Below are 17,931 nucleotides of genomic sequence, written 5' to 3'. Positions count from 1 at the left end.
TTATAGTCCCATTTCTTTTCTGAGCTTCATTTCTAATCCTTTTCCCAATTCTTTAGACCCATGATTAGGAATTACAACTTGCTTACCGTCCTTTTCATAGATTTCATGACTTCCCTTACCTTGTCTTAAGAATACCCAGCCGTTTCTAACAGCTTCTCTTATAAACTCTCTCGATTTCATTTACAACATTTACAAAGATAGTAAAATTACTATCATAATATTAAAATTAAAAAAGCTAATATAGAAACAAAAATGGATAATTGTAAGAAAATATTTAAAAACCATATCTCTTAAACTTTATAAAGTTTTAAATGAAAAAATAAACGTTCTCTCCTAGCCCCGATCGAAATGGCATCCTTTTATGTCTCGTTTTTTTCAAACGAGACATAAAAGATATAATGGAGAGCGGGACAAATGGTCTAACAAAACGAAAAAATACTGCTCCTTAAAAAAATTACAATGACTACAGCTTCAATAAAATAAGGAGCTCGCAAAGCATTTCAGAAACACTTATTGTACGATAAGAAAATATTATGATAAAAATATTTCATAATTAGAAAAACCACCATACATTTGCCTAACAGTGTTAAACAATTTAATACTCGAATAAAATGGCTAGCAAAGATCGAATTTTAAGACAAAAAGAAGAGACAAGAAATAATATTCTTGGCGCTGCTTATGATATCGTAAAAGAAGAAGGCTGGAATGGTTTGAGTATGCGTAAAATTGCCGACAAGATCGAATATACTGCTCCTATTATTTATGAATATTTTTCGAATAAAGAAGCTATACTAGAAGAATTGACCGGCAAAGGTTTTGTAAAACTGACCAAAGAACTGCAAACTGCAATTGATAAGTTTGAAAAACCCGAAGACCAATTAGAAGCCATGTGGATGACGTATTGGGACTTTGCTTTTACTAATACTGAAATGTATCAGTTAATGTTTGGTGTCCAGATGACCTGCTGCGCACAGCGATGTTCGGCTCAAGAGGGACCTTACAAATTATTCACTCAGGTAATTGCTGAAGTAATGAAAGACAGCAATCCGAGTCAGGATATCATAAAACAAAAGTACTTCACTTTCTTTTCTGTTATTCATGGTTTAATCGCCATCAATATCATTAACAAAAGTGACATTTTAGAAACAATTAATGCCCAAATTTTGAAAGATGCCATTGGCGGTATCATCAAATCAATACAATAAAATTTTTTCAAGTTTTACTTAACGGTGTAAAATGATTTAAACGGGATAATGTAAAATCCCTTTTTTTTGTAACATTCACTTAACACTGTTAGAAAATTTAATAAAGGTAATAAAAGCTCTTTTTTTAGACTTTTACTTAACACTGTTAAATATTTTAATACCGATTTAGAAATAGATTTGGAAAGTATTGCTGTATGGAAGTTTGCGCAATTTTACTTAACAATGTTAGACAATTTAATATAATTAAATATGAATCCCGAGAATGCCAGAATACCAAATGAATTAATCCGAGAAAATGTTCAACCAATTAAAACCATAATGAAAATGAAAAATGTAATTATAACCAGTTTTATTCTGGCCTTAGTTTTAAGCAGCTGTGCCGATAAAAATCAGGCACCAACTGCTCCTCCTCCACCGGTTTTGCCTGTGTTGGCGATCACAAGTGCAAATACAACTACTGATGCTGAATATCCTGCTTCTATACAAGGAACTGTAGATGTTGAAATTCGTCCGCAGGTAAGCGGTAATCTAGACCGAATTTTTGTAGATGAAGGTGCTTATGTGAGTAAAGGACAAACTTTATTTAAAATTAATGAGCGTCCGTTTCGTGAGCAGTTAAACAATGCTTTGGCGAGTCTTCACGCAGCAGAGGCCGCTTTGATTAACGCAAACTTAGAGGTGGATAAACTGACGCCTCTTGTACAAAACAAAGTTGTTTCTGACTACCAATTGAAAACGGCTAAAGCTTCTCAAAAAATTGCTGCTGCTAATATCGAGCAGGCAAAAGCAATGGTAGGTTCTGCTAAAATTAATTTGGGATATACCAATGTTACGGCTCCAGTAAGCGGTTACATCGGAAGGCTTCCTAAAAAACAAGGAAGTTTGGTTTCGGCATCTGATGTTGAGGCTTTAACGACTCTTTCTGATGTACATGAAGTTTTTGCTTATTTCTCTTTGAGCGAGACCGATTTCATCAACTTTAAATCAAAATATGCTGGAAATTCTTTAGGCGATAAAATCAAAAAATTACCTCCTGTTAATTTGATTTTGGCTGACAACACTGATTATCCAAAAACTGGAAAAATCGATATGGTTGACGGTCAGTTTGATAAAACTACAGGTGCGATTACACTTAGAGCAACTTTCCCAAATGCAAACGGAACACTTCGTTCTGGAAACACCGGAAGAATCCGTTTAGGTTTAAATCACGACGATGCGATTTTGGTACCGCAGTCGGCTACAATAGAAATGCAGGATAAAGTATTTGTATTCACTGTTGGAAAAGACAACAAAGTAACCAAAATGCCAATTACGGTTGTGGGTAAAAACGGCACCAATTATTTAATTAAAGAAGGTGTAAAAACGGGTGATCAAATCGTATTAAGCGGTATTGACAAATTACAGGACGGACAGGCGATCCAGCCAGAGAAAGCTGCTAAAGTTGCCGAAGTAACTAACAAAAAATAATCAAAAGAAATAATGTTCAAAATATTTATACAAAGACCAGTACTGGCAACCGTAATCTCCATTCTTTTGGTGATCTTAGGGGTACTGGGTTTAACGAAACTGCCTTTACAACAGTTTCCAGATATTGCGCCTCCATCGGTTTTGGTAACGGCGGTATATCCGGGAGCGAATGCAGAAACGGTTTTACGTTCTGTGGCACCTTCTATCGAAGAGTCTATAAATGGGGTAGAAAACATGACTTACATGAGTTCTACTGCGAGTAACGATGGTACTTTGGCGATTACTGTTTTCTTTAAATTAGGAACAGATGCCGATCAGGCTGCGGTAAACGTACAGAATCGTGTGGCGCAGGCTACGAGCCAGCTTCCTTCAGAGGTTGTACAGCAAGGTGTGATCACGGCAAAACAACAAAACTCTTTCATCATGGCGATTGGTATGTATACCGATGATGAATCGAAGTACGATCAGACTTTTGTTGCAAACTACGCTCAAATTAATATTATACCGGAGTTAAAACGTATTCCGGGTGTGGGTTCTGCCAGTATTTTTGGTGGTGTAAAAGATTACTCGATGCGTGTTTGGTTAAACCCAACACAAATGGCAACTCATAATGTTACGCCAAGCGAAGTAATGGGAGCGATTCAGGATAAAAGTTTGGAAGCGGCTCCAGGGAAATTTGGAGAGCGAAGCAAAGAGGTTTTTGAATATGTTATCAAGTACAAAGGTAAACTTACCAAACCAGAAGATTATCAAAATATTGCCATTCGTTCTAACGCAGACGGTTCTGTTCTTCGTTTAAAAGATGTAGCAAGAGTTGAATTGGGTGCTTATTCTTACAACAGTTTAACACGTTTAAATGGTAAAAAAGGTATCGTAATTGGAGTGATTCAGTTAGCGGGTTCTAACTCGAATGATATTCAGATTGCGATCAACAAAATGATGGAAAAGGCTTCTAAAGATTTTCCAAAAGGCATACATCACAATATCTTTTACAGTACAAAAGTTTCTTTAGATCAATCTATCGAACAAGTTGAGCATACTTTATTAGAAGCTTTTATACTTGTGTTTATTGTGGTATTTATTTTCCTTCAGGATTTTAGATCAACTTTAATCCCGGCTATTGCTGTACCTGTAGCAATTTTAGGAACGTTCTTCTTCATGCAGTTATTCGGATTCTCGATTAACCTTCTTACGCTTTTCGCATTAATTCTGGCGATTGGTATTGTGGTTGATGACGCCATTGTGGTGGTCGAAGCCGTGCATGCGAAAATGGAGCACAAGCGCTTGTCTCCAAAAATCGCAACTCATGAAGCAATGCACGAAATCACGGGTGCTATTATCTCGATTACGCTGGTAATGGCTGCTGTATTCCTGCCGGTTGGTTTTATGGAAGGCTCAACAGGGGTTTTCTACCGTCAGTTTGCTTTTACGATGGCAATTGCAATTGTAATTTCGGCTGTTAATGCTTTGACTTTGAGTCCGGCGCTTGCTGCTTTATTCTTAAAAGACAATCACGCAGCGCACGATCACAATGCGTCTTATGAGAAAAAAGGATTTAAAGAGAAATTCTTTACCGCTTTTAACAGCAGTTTTGAATCTTTGACCAACCGTTACGTAGGCGGATTGAAATTCTTAATCAGAAGAAAATGGTTGAGTTTAGGCGGATTGGCTTTAATTACTCTGGCAACTGTTTTATTGGTAAAAACAACTCCAGCAGGATTTATTCCGACAGAAGATCAAGGATTTATCGCGATTGCTGTGAATACGCCATCGGGAACTTCGCTTGACGGAACTCAAAAAGTAATGACCGAAGCTGAAAATACTTTAAGAGGTTTAGATGCTTCTCGATTTGTAACAGCGATTTCTGGTTTCAACTTATTGACCAATTCAACAAGTCCATCATCTGCAGTTGTTTTCGTATTGCTTAAACCAAATGAAGAACGCGGTGATATTAAAAACATTGACGAAATCATGAATCAGGTTCGCGGTAAACTGGGCGCTATTTCTGGCGGAAGTTTCTTCGTATTCAGTTTCCCAACCGTTCCTGGATTTAGTAACGTTGAAGCTTTGGATTTGGTTCTTCAAGATAAAACAGGAGGAAAGCTGGATAAATTCTCTGGAATCTCTCAGAATTTTATCGGCGAATTAATGAAACGTCCAGAGATTGCAGTTGCTTTTACCAGTTTCAAAGCAGATTATCCGCAATTACAATTGGATATCAATGATGAAAAAGCAAATCAATTGGGTGTTAATGTAAAAGACATTTTACAAACCATGCAGGCTTATTTTGGTAGTGCACAGGCTTCAGACTTTAACCGATTTGGTAAATATTACCGTGTCGTAGTTCAGGCTGATATTGCTGACAGAGCCGACCCAACCGCAATTGACCGTGTTTTTGTTAAAAATAAAAACGGCGAAATGGTGCCGATAAATACATTAGTAAAACTAACTCGTATTTACGGTTCAGAAACCGCTTCTCGATATAATTTGTTTAACTCAATTTCTATTAATGCGATTCCGAAACCAGGATTTAGTTCTGGAGATGCCATTAAAGCAATTGAAGAAGTAGCAGCACAACAATTGCCTGCAGGTTACGGGTTTGAATTCTCGGGCCAAACGCGTGAAGAGATTTCTTCTGGAGGACAGTCTGCAACTATATTTTTACTGTGTTTGATATTCATTTATTTCCTACTTGCTGCACAGTACGAAAGTTACATTCTGCCTCTGGCTGTAATCTTGTCAATCCCTGCAGGTATTTTTGGAGTATTTGTGGCAATTGGTTTAACTGGAATCGAAAACAACATTTACGTTCAGGTTGCCCTTGTCATGCTGATCGGATTGCTCGCTAAAAATGCCATCTTGATTGTGGAGTTTGCGGTTCAAAAACGAAAATCGGGACAAGCCTTAGTAAAAGCTTCTATCGACGCTGCAAAATTACGTTTGCGACCAATTATCATGACGTCTCTTGCTTTTATTGTTGGTCTAGTACCTATGATGAGCGCCAAAGGGCCATCTGCACAAGGAAATCACTCAATCAGTATTGGAGCTGCGGGAGGAATGATTTCGGGAGTAATCCTCGGATTATTTATCATCCCGGTATTATTTATCGTATTCCAATATTTACAAGAGAAATTCAGCGGCAAACCAATCGCTGTAATTCATAACGAAGAAAAATAAAAAATGGAAAATTATATAACGACAGCCCTAGTGGCAATAATAGTGGGCATCGCCTATATATCGTACAGAATTTCAAAAGATCTGGAAACCAGAAAAGAGCCTTGTACAGAAATTTAATAAAAAGACAATGAAAAATTATATAACCAAAATCGTGACCTTCGCCATTCTGATCACGACTTTAATATCCTGCAAAGTCTCGAAGGATGTTGAAACTCCAAAAGATGCATTTCCTGAAAATTTCAGGAATGCATCGGTTTCGAGTGATACAACAAGTATTGCCGATTTGGAGTGGAAGAACTTTTATACCGAACAAGATATTATCAAATTGATTGACAGCGCGATTGCCAGAAATAACGATCTGCAGATTGCCCAAAAGAATATCGAAATCGCGCAATACCGTTTTACGCAGTCTAAATGGGGAAATGTGCCTCAGGTTAATTTATTTGTAAATGCAAGCACCAGCAATCCGTCTGATAACAGTTTTACCGGAATGAACTTGAATCAGGCTTTGGGTCAAAAACACATTGACGATTATTCTGCCGGAGCTTCACTTTCTTGGGAAGCTGATATTTGGGGAAAGATCAGAAACCAAAAGAAAGGCGCTTATGCAGGATATCTTCAGTCTGAAGAAGTAAAAAAAGCATTGCAAACCAATATCATTGCTAATGTTTCAAGAGGATATTACAATCTTTTAATGCTGGATGCACAGTTAGAAATTGCCAGACAAAACCTGAAATTAAACGACAGTACAACCAACATTATTAAATTGAAGTACGATGCCGGTCAGGTTACTAGTTTAGCGATTCAACAGTCTGAAGCACAAAAATTAAATTCAGCGCAATTGATTCCCTTATTGGAGCAGAATATTGCGATTCAGGAAAATGCTTTGAGTGTTTTGACGGGTTCTTTTCCGAATTCGAAAGAAAGAACCATTCGTTTAAGCGCGATTGAAGTAAAACACAATACTGCAATCGGAGTTCCATCTTCATTAGTAAGCAGAAGACCTGACGTAAAAAGTGCCGAATTAGCGCTTCAAACTGCAAATGCAAACGTAGGAATCACAAAAGCAGATTTATATCCCGCTCTTAGAATTACAGCGCAGGGCGGTGTAAACTCTTTTGAAACCAGCAGCTGGTTTACTATACCGGCTTCATTATTCGGAACGGTTGCGGGCGGTTTAACACAGCCAATTTTGAACAATAAAAAAGTGAGAACGCAATATAATATCGCTGTAGCGGAAAGAGAAAAAGCAGTCTTGAGCTTTAGACAACAGGTTTTAATCGCTGTCAGCGAAGTTTCTGATGCTTTGGTTAAAGTAGAGAAATTACAGCAGCAGGAAACTTTTTTAAACGAAAAAGTAAAAACTTTACAACAGGCCATCAAGAATTCGAATCTGCTTTTCAAAAACGGAATGGCAGAATATCTTGAAGTGCTGACTGCACAGGCAAATTTATTGCAAAGCGAGTTGGAACTGGCAGACATAAAAAGACAACAATTAACAGCCAATACTGATTTGTACCGTGCTCTAGGCGGCGGCTGGAAATAATACCCGTTACCCGTTAATTATTTATTTTTTGAGATGAAAACGCTGTGAGACCTTCGGGTTTCATGGCGTTTTTTTAGTTTAACCGCAAAGAACGCAAGGGTTTACGCAAGGTCCGCTAAGTTTTTTTTAGCTCTCGCAGATTTTGCAGATTGAGCAGCTATTTTTCGCTGAGTCGCAAAGGTTTGTTTCACGCAGATTTAAAAAGATTTAAGCCGATTTAAGAAGATAATTTACTACGACTCAAAAAAAAAAATCTGCAAAATCTGCGAGAGTTTTTTTTATCTTACTTTATGTCATGCTGAGCGAAGTCGAAGCACTCCCAAAGTTATTAAGGTCTTCGACTTCGCTCAGACTGACAATCATATATATTTTGTAAAATCGGGAAGGATTATTTTCACGCAGTTTAAAAAGATGTAAGCAGATTTATGAAGATAATTTACTACGACTCAAAAAAAATCTGCTCAATCTGCAAAATCTGCGAGAGTTTTTTTTATCTTACTTTATGTCATGCTGAGCGAAGTCGAAGCACTCCCAAAGTTATTAAGGTCTTAGACTTCGCTCAGACTGCCAATCATATATATTTTGTAAAATCGGGAAGGTTTATTTTCACGCAGATTTAAAAAGATCTAAGCAGATTTATGAAGATAATTTACTACGACTCAAAAAAAATCTGCAAAATCTGCAAAATCTGCGAGAGTTTTTTTAAACTTATTTTATGTCATGTTTTGATGTCATGCTGAGCGAAGTCGAAGCACTCCCAAAGTTATTAAGGTCTTCGACCTCGCTCAGACTGACAATCATATATATATTGTAAAATCGGGAAGGTTTATTTTCACGCAGATTTAAAAAGATTTAAGCCGATTTTTGAAGATAATTTACTACGACTCAAAAAAAATCTGCTCAATCTGCAAAATCTGCGAGAGTTTTTTTTATCTCATTTTATGTCATTGAGAGGAACGAAGCAACCACACTAGCATCAAATGAATTTGCTTCATTCCTCAGAATAATAAATCTGACTCAAAATTTCGCTATTTTTGGTAAGTTTAAAAATTACATAATGATTTCTAACCAACAGAAATACCTCAATCAATTAAAACAAACCATCGAAAGCTACTCTCCTATTTCTCAAAATTCATGGCAATTAATTGAAAACATCACCGAATTTCAAACTTTAAAAAAAGGAGAAACGTTGTTGCAAAACGGAGAAATCGCTAAAAATCTTCATTTTATAGCAGAAGGAATTTTGAGAGCTTTTATCACAGACGAACAAGGAAATTTCTATAACAAAAACCTCTTTTTACAAAACTCGTTTGCAGGTTCTAAAGTGTCCTTACTACAAGAAACCCCTTCTCATTTTTCAATCGAAGCTTTAGAAGACTGTATTTTAATCAACCTCAATTATAAAAAATACATTGCGCTGGTTTATCAAAATGATGATCTCAAAAACTTCTATATTGCCCATTTAGAAAAAAACTGGATTATTGAAAAAGAACAAAGAGAAGTAGCTCTGGTCATGGAAAATGCGACCGAAAGATATGTCAGCCTTTTAGATAAACATCCTGATATTGCAGAACGCGTTCCGTTGCTGCATATTGCATCGCATTTAGGCATTACACCCACGCAGTTAAGCCGAATCAGAAAAAGTTTAGAAAAAGATTTGTAAATCAACATATGTAAAGGTTTTCCAGAAAAGCCGTCTTTATCTTTGCTGTATTATTTAAAATGAATCATCACAATGAAAAATACCAATCTCATCAAAGATAATATCGACAACCTTACTTCTTTTTGGAAAACTGTCGGAAATCCTTTCCTAGCTTATCACCAAAACAATTCTTTTGAATACTGTAAAATAGAAAATTCCGGCTGGCCCAATAAATTATGGTTTAAAGAAGATATAACCCCTGACGCTCTTCCGAAAATTATTGAAACTGTAGAAAGTAATTCAGGTTTAGTGATTCCGTATTGGGATATTTTTGAAAGTAATTCTAATACCCTTTTGAAAGAAAACGGATTTCAAATCAAAACCGAACAAGTGGGAATGTTTTTAAAACTCAATCAAAAATTTGAACTTCAAAAAGAGCTGCGTTTTAAAAAAGTATCAACCGAAGAAGACGCCAAAATTTGGTCTGCTATTTATCCAGATGCTTTTGGTTATGTCATCAGTAAAGAAATCTTAATTCAGGATTATCAAAATACTCATTTCTATTTGGTCTCTCTAGATAAAAAACCAATCGGAACTTTTATGCTTTATCAAACTAACAAAAACATGGGAATTCATGGCGTTGGCGTTATTCCCGAAATGAGAAGAAAAGGTTTTGCAGAAGAAATTATGAAATATGCTCTGAATCTTTCTATTGATTTGAATACTGAAACTGCACATTTACAAGCTTCTGCAATGGGAAAAGATATTTATACCAGATTGGGTTTCGAGGATTTATATTTGATTAAGAATTATTTTTTGAACGTGTAAGTTTCGGACGCCGATAAAACGGATTCGCTTTCGCGAAAGACACGGATGAAACGGATTTTTTTCTTACTTCACGTTTGAGTTCTTCTAAGCAAAGTTGAAGTATTCGAAGTAAACTCTTCCACAAACCAATAAACAAATCTTGTCCCAAATGCCCCCAAAATAGTCGTAAATGCGTATTTCTTTTCAATAGAACAATTAGTTACATTTGTAATACATTAACTAATAACCATTTAAAACAAATACCTAATGAAAACAACAAAAATCATTTTCTGGACTACTACTATTCTTATTTTCTTATTTGAAGGCGTTATGCCCGCATTTACCTCACAGACAGAAATGGCAAAAACGGGTATCAAACATTTGGGTTATCCAGAGTATTTTGGAAACGCTTTAGTCGTATTTAAGGTACTTGGTGCTTTGGTATTAATTATTCCAAATGTTTCTCGACGTGTCAAAGAATGGGCATATGCAGGATTTGCTTTCGATTTTATTTTTGCCTCAATAAGCCATTTTGCTGTTGACGGAATTGATATTCAAGGTTTCTTTCCTTTGATTGTTTTCGCTGTTCTAATCGCTTCTTATGTAACATATCATAAAATACAGCGTTATAAAAACATTGCACTCTAAAACAAAACTTTATGATTGAAGTTTTTAAAACCAATGTTCAGGAAGAATCTCAATGTAAAATAATCATTGAGAAACTTCTGGAGCATTTTCCAAACAGCGCTATCAATTTCGATTTAGAAGATTGTGATAAAATACTCCGTATTCATTCGTTATCAATTTCAAATCAAAAAATAATTGATCTCCTAACCTCTTACGGTTATCATTGTGAAGTATTGGATTAATTCCAAAACACTCTTAAATATTTGATTTTTAAATATTTAAAAAATATTGTATATTTGAGTATCTATCCTTTTCAAAAAATATACAATGAACTTACCCAACGAACATCAAACAATCATGCCTTATTTAATTTTACAAGGCGCTGCAAAATTCATCGATTTTACTAAAAATGTTTTTGACACTGTCGAAACCAATACAAAATCGATACGTTCTGACGGTTCTATAATGCATGCCGAAATTACGTTGAACGGCAGCACGATCATGGTTACCGACGAGATTACAGATTGGGGAAAACAAACTGCAAACTTATTTATTTACGTTCCGAATGCTGATAAAACCTATCAGAAGGCTTTAGAAAATGGAGCCGTAAGTTTAATGGAATTAAGCGATCAGGATTATGGCAGAACTTGTGGTGTAACAGATCCTTTTGGAAATGTTTGGTGGATTACATCGGTAATTAGTTAAACTATACATTGGTATTTGTCAAATGATCTAATTAATTAAATCGTTGAAAATGAAAAGCGCACTTCAAAATACTATTTTAGCAACTTATGATGCGTTGTGCGAAACTCTTTCTGGAGCTTCTCAGGAAGAAATTAATACCATCCTATTTGCAGGAAGCTGGACAGCTGCACAAACTGCACAGCATATTATACTGAGTTGTTCTGGTTTACCAACGCTTTTTGCTGGAAAAACCGAAAAAACAACTCGTAAAGCAGACGAAAATGTTAAACAGCTTGATGGTATTTTTTTGGATTTTAAAAAGAAATATCAGTCTCCTGAAAATATAAAACCTGCAGCAATTGATTATGATAAAGAGGCTTTACTTCTTTCAATAAAAAAAATACAAAGCGATCTGTTTCACGATGCAGCAAATTACGATCTTACGTTAACTTGCCTGGATGCAAAAATACCCGGATTTGAAAATTTTACCATTTACGAGTGGATTCATTTTGCTATTGTACACACACAAAGACATACCCGCCAATTAAAAAATATACTTGAAGAAATTAGAAAGTCCTAAATCAAAATTAATTTTTAATTTAAAACATCTTTCTATGAAATCAAAAGCTAGAACCGTTTTTTCATCTGGTTTGACCGCTGGAATTTTAGACATTACGGCCGCGATATTGGTTTACGCTGTAATTCTTCATAAAACTACGGCCGAAAAACTGCTGCAGTCTATTGCAAGCGGTATTTTTAAAAAAGAAGCCTATACCGGCGGTCCCGAAATGGCCGTCGTGGGTCTGGGGCTGCATTTTTTAATTGCATTTATTTTTGCTTGGTTTTATTTTAAGATATTCCCGTATATTCCGTTTTTCAAAATAAATACAGTTTTATCTGGAGTCACCTATGGCTTTTTTGTTTGGGTGGTAATGAATCTTATTGTGCTCCCTATTGTATTTCCTGTTCTTCCAGAAAAAAAACTTGACTTTCCGCTTTTACTTTCTATTTTAATAATTATCTGCTGTGTCGGGATGCCGATCGCTTTTATTACGCGAAAGTATTATGCAAAATGGATTTAAAACAAACACGTAAAATTTTTTTAAGGCGAGGTATTGCAGAAAGTTCACATAGCAGCTTTAAAACATCAAAAAGCCCAAAAATCAAACTGCATAACACAATCCAACCTTTGAGCTTTTGTTTTTTTAGAACTTGATCTAGTCCCTAATAGAAAGACTACACTTTTCTTCTTCCTGTTATCAGCGAAATAATAAATAACACTAAAAATATAAAGAATAAAACTTTTGCGATACTCGCGGCTCCGGCGGCTATTCCTCCAAAACCAAATATTCCAGCAATAATTGCCAAAATTATAAAGATAACTGTCCAGCGTAACATATATTTAGATTTAAGTTTGTAAATTAAGAGTTTTACACTCTCCTGTGATTTTTTCAAAAGTATTTTATTCCTACAAATCTTGTTAACTCAAAACCACATTCGATTAACTCAATAAACTAAAAATCAATTTAAAGCCTCAATATTGTAGAATTAATTCTTACACTTACAGAATTCCCACATTTATGCTTTTGAGTTAATTTTTTGATCGATTGGATTAATTGCAGCTTTATTCGTAAAGTAATTTAGTTGAAAATTTAAAGCATAGGCGTAAACTCTGTACGACCCGCTATCTATTATAATTACGATGCTAAAGATGATAAATCGAGGCAAATTTGAACCTTAACGAGTTATTAACCGAAATAAAACAGAATCTCCATGAAGACGATATCAAATAAATCTAAAATAGTATTTTTATCTACTTTCCCGCCGACACAATGCGGCATTGCAACTTATACACAAGACACCATTAAAGGTATTACAGATGTTTACGGCAAGTCTATATCTTGTGAAATCTGCGAATTGGTAAAAGAACCAGCAGCAGCACCTAAACATGCTTATACGCTCAACACCACAAATAGAGAAGAATATGCAAAAATTGCCGAAGAAATTAATGCAGATGAAAATGTAAAACTAGTTCATATTCAGCATGAATTTGGTTTGTTTTCTGGAAATTACGGAGACTATCTTTTAGATTTTTTAAATGTTCTTAAAAAGCCGGTTACGTACACTTTTCACAGTGTAATTCCGAATCCAAATAATGAATTAAGAGATTTTGTAAAGTTATTAATGAGCTACAGCAATGCTGGTTTTGTAATGACGAACAGATCTAAAGAAATATTAGTAAACGATTACGAAATTGATGAAAAAATAATTACTTGTGTGCCTCATGGAACCCATATTGTGATTTACGAAACTCCAGAAAATGCCAAAGAAAAATTTGGAATTCAGGACCGAATGGTTCTTTCTACTTTTGGTCTTTTGGGTGAAGGTAAAAATATCGAAACAGGACTTCAGGCTCTTCCAAAAATTATCGAAAAAGCACCAAACGCTTTATATCTTATTATCGGAAAAACACATCCTAATTTGATAAAAGACGGTGTTGATACTTATAGAGATAAACTAGAAGGCATTGTTGCAGATTTAAATCTTAAAGACAATGTTCGATTCATTAATGAATATTTAGATACAGACGAGCTTTTAGAATACTTAAAAGCGACAGACATCTATATGTTTACCTCAAAAGATCCTAATCAGGCAGTAAGCGGTACCTTTGCCTATGCCATGAGCTGTGCCTGCCCGATTGTAGCATCAAAAATCCCGCATACAAAAGAAGTTTTAACTCCAGATTCAGGTATTTTAGTTGATATCGGAGACGTCGATCAATTCGCGGAAGCGGCAATAAAATTAATTGCAGACGAAAACTTGAGAAACGAAATGGGTATTAACGGCTTTACCAAAATGCGTGCTTCGTCTTGGGAAAACGCTGCCATTACACACATGAATACCTATAAAAAATTAATCGAAAAGCCGGCAGAAATCAAACACAGTTATCCGCCGATTCAATTAAGACATGTTAAAAAAATGACTACCGATCTTGGAATCATTCAGTTTAGCAAAATATCAATTCCAGATTTAGATTCTGGCTATACGCTAGACGATAATGCACGTGCTTTAGTTGCTTTTTGTATGCATTATAAATTAACGCAAGACAAAGACGATCTAGGATATATTTTAATTTATCTTGATTTTATTCTGCGTTGTCAGAAACCAAAAGGAAACTTCATTAACTATGTTGATCAGGAAAACAGAGAACATATCGAACAAAATGCCGAAGTCAATCTTGAAGATTCAAATGCAAGAGCGATCTGGGCTTTAGGAACTGTAGTTTCTATGACGGATATTTTGCCAGAAGCGATTGTCAAAAAAGCGTCAAAATGTTTGTTGAACTCTTTAAAATGGGCAGAAAATATTCAATCGCCTCGTTCTATTGGTTTTGCAACAAAAGGATTGTATTTGTACCATACAGCAGTTCCAAATTTATACATTGCAGCGATCATCAATAAATTGAATGCAAAACTATTGGCGAATTATGAAGATCATGCTTCTGAAGAATGGAAATGGTTTGAAAATTATTTGACTTACGGAAACGGAGTATTACCAGAATCTATGCTTTATGCTTATTTGGTAACCAACAAACCTGTTTACAAAAAAGTAGCAATGGATTCTCTTGATTTCTTATTGTCTAAAACGTTTGTCAATAAAAATTTCAAGGTAATTTCTAACAACGGCTGGTACCATAAAGATTCAGAACCGCAGGAATACGGAGAACAGCCAATTGATGTTTCGTATACAATACAGACCTTAAACTCTTTTTACAAAGCATTCAGCATTCCAGAATACAAGCATAAAATGAAAAAAGCCTTTGATTGGTTTTTAGGTAAAAATCATTTAAATCAAATTATGTACAATCCTGTGAGCGGAGGCGGTTACGACGGCTTGGAAAAAGAAAATGTAAACTTGAACCAAGGTGCAGAATCAACTGTTTGTTATTTAACAGCACGATTGATTATGGAAAATCTTAAAATGTCAGATACGAAAGTGATTCCGCTGATAAAAAGCAGAAGCGGTGTTGCGATCAACTCATAAACAATATACTCCGAAAACTAGCCAAATACTTGTTTTTTAACCCGGAAAATCCCTTTCTTAATGAAAGGGATTTTTTGTTTACAGACGCCTCTAACGTAGGTTTCAGACATTTATTGTGTTGATTCGGTGAAAATTATATAACGTTCTAAAAAAATGGTGTAAGATTTTTAGTGTTTTATTAAGGTAACTTTCCTATACAAAATCGCAAAAGACGTTTTTTACATGACTTGCTGATTTTCACCAAAATAACATTCACGCTAAAAACATAAATATTTTGATTCTAAGTATAAAAAATATATTCGCCGAAATAGGAGAAACTACTTTGTTCGCAAAGAAGTTTTTTAAGGAGGTTTTTATCCCGCCTTATGAAACCAAAGAATTCTTAAAACAATGTTATGTTATTGGTTACAAATCCCTGCCTTTGGTAGCCATAACAGGGTTTATTATGGGTTTGGTGCTTACATTGCAATCCCGCCCTACGCTGGTCAAATTTGGCGCAGAATCCTGGCTTCCGGGAATGGTGGCTTTATCCTTAATCAGAGAAATAGCTCCCGTAATTACTGCATTGATCTGCGCAGGAAAAATTTCGTCTGGTATTGGAGCCGAATTAGGATCAATGAAAGTAACCGAACAAATTGATGCGATGGAAGTTGCAGCAATCAATCCTTACAATTATTTGGTTGTTACACGAGTTTTGGCCTGTACCTTAATGATTCCCATTTTAGTCTTTTTTGCAGATGCAGTCGGAATTATCGGAGGTTATGTTGGGATTAATATCCACGGCGATGTCAATTTTTACCGATTCTTAACTCAAATTATTCAGTCTCTGGAATTTCTTGATTTATTTCCAGCAACATTAAAAACTTTCTTTTTCGGTTTTTTTATCGGAATGATTGGCTGTTTTAAAGGTTTTAATGCCTCAAACGGAACAGAAAGTGTGGGACGCGCTGCAAACTCAGCAGTAGTTACAGCTTCATTAAGCATTTTTATTATTGACATGGTAGCAGTACAAATAACCGATTTATTCTTTTGAGATGATTAAAGAGAAAAAACATAAAGACCCAAGAACAAAAGAAATAGAACAGACTCCGATTATTGAAATCAAGGACCTGCATAAAACTTTTGGCACAGACAATACCGTATTAAAAGGTGTCAGTCTTACGCTGTACAAAGGCGAAGATCTAGTGGTTTTAGGACGCTCTGGATCTGGAAAATCTGTAACTATAAAATGTATTGTGGGATTGATTGAACCTGATAAAGGTGAAATAAAAGTATTTGATGAGAATGTTCTCAATATCCCTAAAAGTGAGCTGAATGCCATAAGGGTAAAAATTGGTTTCTTGTTTCAAAGCGGGGCCTTATACGATTCGATGTCAGTTCGAGAAAATCTGGCTTTTACTCTAACCAAACATAAACGAGATTTAACTGCTGAAGAAATTGAAAACGAAGTAATTGAAGCACTTGATAATGTAGGCTTAGCCGATGCAATTGATAAAATGCCATCAGAACTTTCGGGAGGAATGAAAAAGAGAATCGGCCTTGCCCGTACTTTAATTTTAAAACCTGAAATTATTCTGTATGATGAACCTACAACGGGGCTGGACACCATAACATCAAGAGAAATAAGCGAATTGATTTTGGACATTAAACACAAACAGAAAACCTCGTCGATTATCATTACACACGATATGGCTTGTGCCAAATTAACCGCCGACCGCATTGTTGTTTTAAAAGACGGTGTCATACATGCCGAAGGAACTTACGAAGAATTAGAAAAAAACGAAGACGAATGGGTACGCTCATTTTTTGAATAAAAGCAAAATAAATAATAGAAATCATGGAAAAGCAATCGGGATATACTTGGAAATTAGGAATGTTTGTAGCAATTGGCTTACTTCTTTTTATAATGGCCATATATTTTATAGGAAAACAAAAAAATCTCTTCGGTTCAACCTTTCATATTACTTCACAGTTTAAAACCGTAAGTGGTTTAGAAGTAGGAAATAATGTTCGTTTTTCGGGTATTAATGTGGGAACGGTAGAACAAATAAAACTAATCAACGACTCTTCTGTGGTAGTTGTTTTGGTTATGAAAGAAGATGTTCGAGAATTTATTAAATCAGACGCCACTGCCAGTATTGGTTCTGACGGATTAATGGGCGATAAAGTCCTGACTATTTCCCCTGGAACAAAATCAAAAAAAATAATCGAAGATAATGGGCAGATCGCTTCTGTCGACGGAATTGAAATGAATGATATTATGAAAAGCGTTAAGAAAAGCGTTGATAATGTCGGCGTAATTTCAGACGAACTTGCCATTTTCAGTCACAGTATGAATAATGGAAACGGTGCTTTAGCACGATTAGTCAAAGATGATAAGATGGCCAACAGCGTTTCTAATACACTTAATAATCTTGAAAGCGGGACAAAAGGTTTTAGCGACAATATGGAAGCCGCAAAAAGTAATTTCCTTTTAAGAGGTTACTACAAGAAAAAAGCAAAAGAAAAAGCTAAAAAACAAGAAGAAATAAAAGAGAAAAAAGAAGAGCAGCAAGAAAAAGCGGCTAAAGAAAAAGAACAAAAAGAAAAAGAGTTGAAGGAGCAGAAAGAAAAAGAAGAAAAAGAAAAACAGAAACAAGAAGAAGCTAAAAAGAAAGGATAGCATTCTAAATTCTAATCTTGAGTGATTTAGAAAGATTGAAAAAAATCTAAAATTAAGATTTTAAGAAACA

Annotated in this window: 17 protein-coding genes; 15 read left to right on the top strand and 2 right to left on the bottom strand. The window is 35.3% G+C overall.

Going from position 1 to position 17,931, the window contains the following annotated elements; genetic code table 11:
• A complete protein-coding gene (locus tag C4F50_RS14150) occupies positions 1-180 on the bottom strand; it encodes a type II toxin-antitoxin system HicA family toxin (protein WP_194139303.1) in 180 nt (59 codons plus the stop codon).
• Between the two features lie 431 nt (positions 181-611).
• On the opposite strand from C4F50_RS14150, the gene C4F50_RS14145 reads away from it, so the two are divergent.
• From C4F50_RS14145 to C4F50_RS14095, 11 genes are all read left to right on the top strand, one after another.
• Positions 612-1,205 (top strand): TetR/AcrR family transcriptional regulator, encoded by a 594-nt coding sequence (locus tag C4F50_RS14145; protein ID WP_194139302.1) that lies wholly within the window; start codon positions 612-614, stop codon positions 1,203-1,205.
• Positions 1,206-1,454: 249 nt separating this feature from the next.
• Positions 1,455-2,672, top strand: coding sequence for an efflux RND transporter periplasmic adaptor subunit (locus tag C4F50_RS14140; protein WP_194139301.1), 1,218 nt, complete (start codon positions 1,455-1,457; stop codon positions 2,670-2,672).
• A 12-nt stretch (positions 2,673-2,684) separates the two neighbouring features.
• The gene (locus tag C4F50_RS14135) at positions 2,685-5,849 is read left to right on the top strand and encodes an efflux RND transporter permease subunit (RefSeq protein ID WP_194139300.1); all 3,165 of its coding nucleotides are present in this window, start codon (positions 2,685-2,687) and stop codon (positions 5,847-5,849) included.
• Between the two features lie 127 nt (positions 5,850-5,976).
• Positions 5,977-7,395 (top strand): TolC family protein, encoded by a 1,419-nt coding sequence (locus C4F50_RS14130; protein WP_194139299.1) that lies wholly within the window; start codon positions 5,977-5,979, stop codon positions 7,393-7,395.
• 1,057 nt (positions 7,396-8,452) lie between these two features.
• Positions 8,453-9,058, top strand: coding sequence for a Crp/Fnr family transcriptional regulator (locus tag C4F50_RS14125; RefSeq protein WP_194139298.1), 606 nt, complete (start codon positions 8,453-8,455; stop codon positions 9,056-9,058).
• 72 nt (positions 9,059-9,130) lie between these two features.
• Complete coding sequence (locus tag C4F50_RS14120) at positions 9,131-9,865, top strand: GNAT family N-acetyltransferase (protein WP_194139297.1); 735 nt, start codon at positions 9,131-9,133, stop codon at positions 9,863-9,865.
• A gap of 246 nt (positions 9,866-10,111) precedes the next feature.
• Positions 10,112-10,492, top strand: coding sequence for a DoxX family protein (locus C4F50_RS14115; RefSeq protein WP_194139296.1), 381 nt, complete (start codon positions 10,112-10,114; stop codon positions 10,490-10,492).
• Positions 10,493-10,503: 11 nt separating this feature from the next.
• Positions 10,504-10,713 (top strand): hypothetical protein, encoded by a 210-nt coding sequence (locus tag C4F50_RS14110; RefSeq protein WP_194139295.1) that lies wholly within the window; start codon positions 10,504-10,506, stop codon positions 10,711-10,713.
• A gap of 85 nt (positions 10,714-10,798) precedes the next feature.
• Positions 10,799-11,176, top strand: coding sequence for a VOC family protein (locus tag C4F50_RS14105; protein ID WP_194139294.1), 378 nt, complete (start codon positions 10,799-10,801; stop codon positions 11,174-11,176).
• A 49-nt stretch (positions 11,177-11,225) separates the two neighbouring features.
• Positions 11,226-11,735: a DinB family protein gene (locus C4F50_RS14100; protein WP_194139293.1), complete on the top strand. Its 510-nt coding sequence runs from the start codon at positions 11,226-11,228 to the stop codon at positions 11,733-11,735.
• 34 nt (positions 11,736-11,769) lie between these two features.
• Positions 11,770-12,237, top strand: coding sequence for a DUF1440 domain-containing protein (locus C4F50_RS14095; RefSeq protein ID WP_194139292.1), 468 nt, complete (start codon positions 11,770-11,772; stop codon positions 12,235-12,237).
• A 154-nt stretch (positions 12,238-12,391) separates the two neighbouring features.
• Here the strand turns inward: C4F50_RS14095 and C4F50_RS14090 are convergent, their stop codons facing one another.
• Positions 12,392-12,553, bottom strand: coding sequence for a DUF1328 family protein (locus C4F50_RS14090; RefSeq protein ID WP_008467744.1), 162 nt, complete (start codon positions 12,551-12,553; stop codon positions 12,392-12,394).
• A gap of 375 nt (positions 12,554-12,928) precedes the next feature.
• Here C4F50_RS14090 and C4F50_RS14085 point away from each other — a divergent pair, with 375 nt between their 5' ends.
• The 4 genes from C4F50_RS14085 (at position 12,929) to C4F50_RS14070 (ending at position 17,861) form a co-directional block, all read left to right on the top strand.
• Positions 12,929-15,199, top strand: coding sequence for a glycosyltransferase (locus tag C4F50_RS14085; RefSeq protein WP_194139291.1), 2,271 nt, complete (start codon positions 12,929-12,931; stop codon positions 15,197-15,199).
• A 274-nt stretch (positions 15,200-15,473) separates the two neighbouring features.
• On the top strand, positions 15,474-16,232 hold the full coding sequence (locus tag C4F50_RS14080) for an MlaE family ABC transporter permease (RefSeq protein WP_194139290.1): 759 nt from the start codon (positions 15,474-15,476) through the stop codon (positions 16,230-16,232).
• Position 16,233: 1 nt separating this feature from the next.
• Positions 16,234-17,013 (top strand): ABC transporter ATP-binding protein, encoded by a 780-nt coding sequence (locus C4F50_RS14075; protein ID WP_194139289.1) that lies wholly within the window; start codon positions 16,234-16,236, stop codon positions 17,011-17,013.
• A 23-nt stretch (positions 17,014-17,036) separates the two neighbouring features.
• Positions 17,037-17,861 carry an MlaD family protein gene (locus tag C4F50_RS14070; protein WP_194139288.1) on the top strand — a complete coding sequence of 275 codons (825 nt, stop codon included), beginning with the start codon at positions 17,037-17,039 and terminating at the stop codon, positions 17,859-17,861.
• Positions 17,862-17,931 lie beyond the last annotated feature (70 nt).

Origin of the sequence: Flavobacterium hungaricum (assembly GCF_015182285.1) — a bacterium.
GTDB classification, from domain to species: domain Bacteria; phylum Bacteroidota; class Bacteroidia; order Flavobacteriales; family Flavobacteriaceae; genus Flavobacterium; species Flavobacterium hungaricum.
The sequence above is the reverse complement of the archived record's forward strand: the minus strand, read 5'-3'. Positions and strand labels throughout refer to the sequence as shown.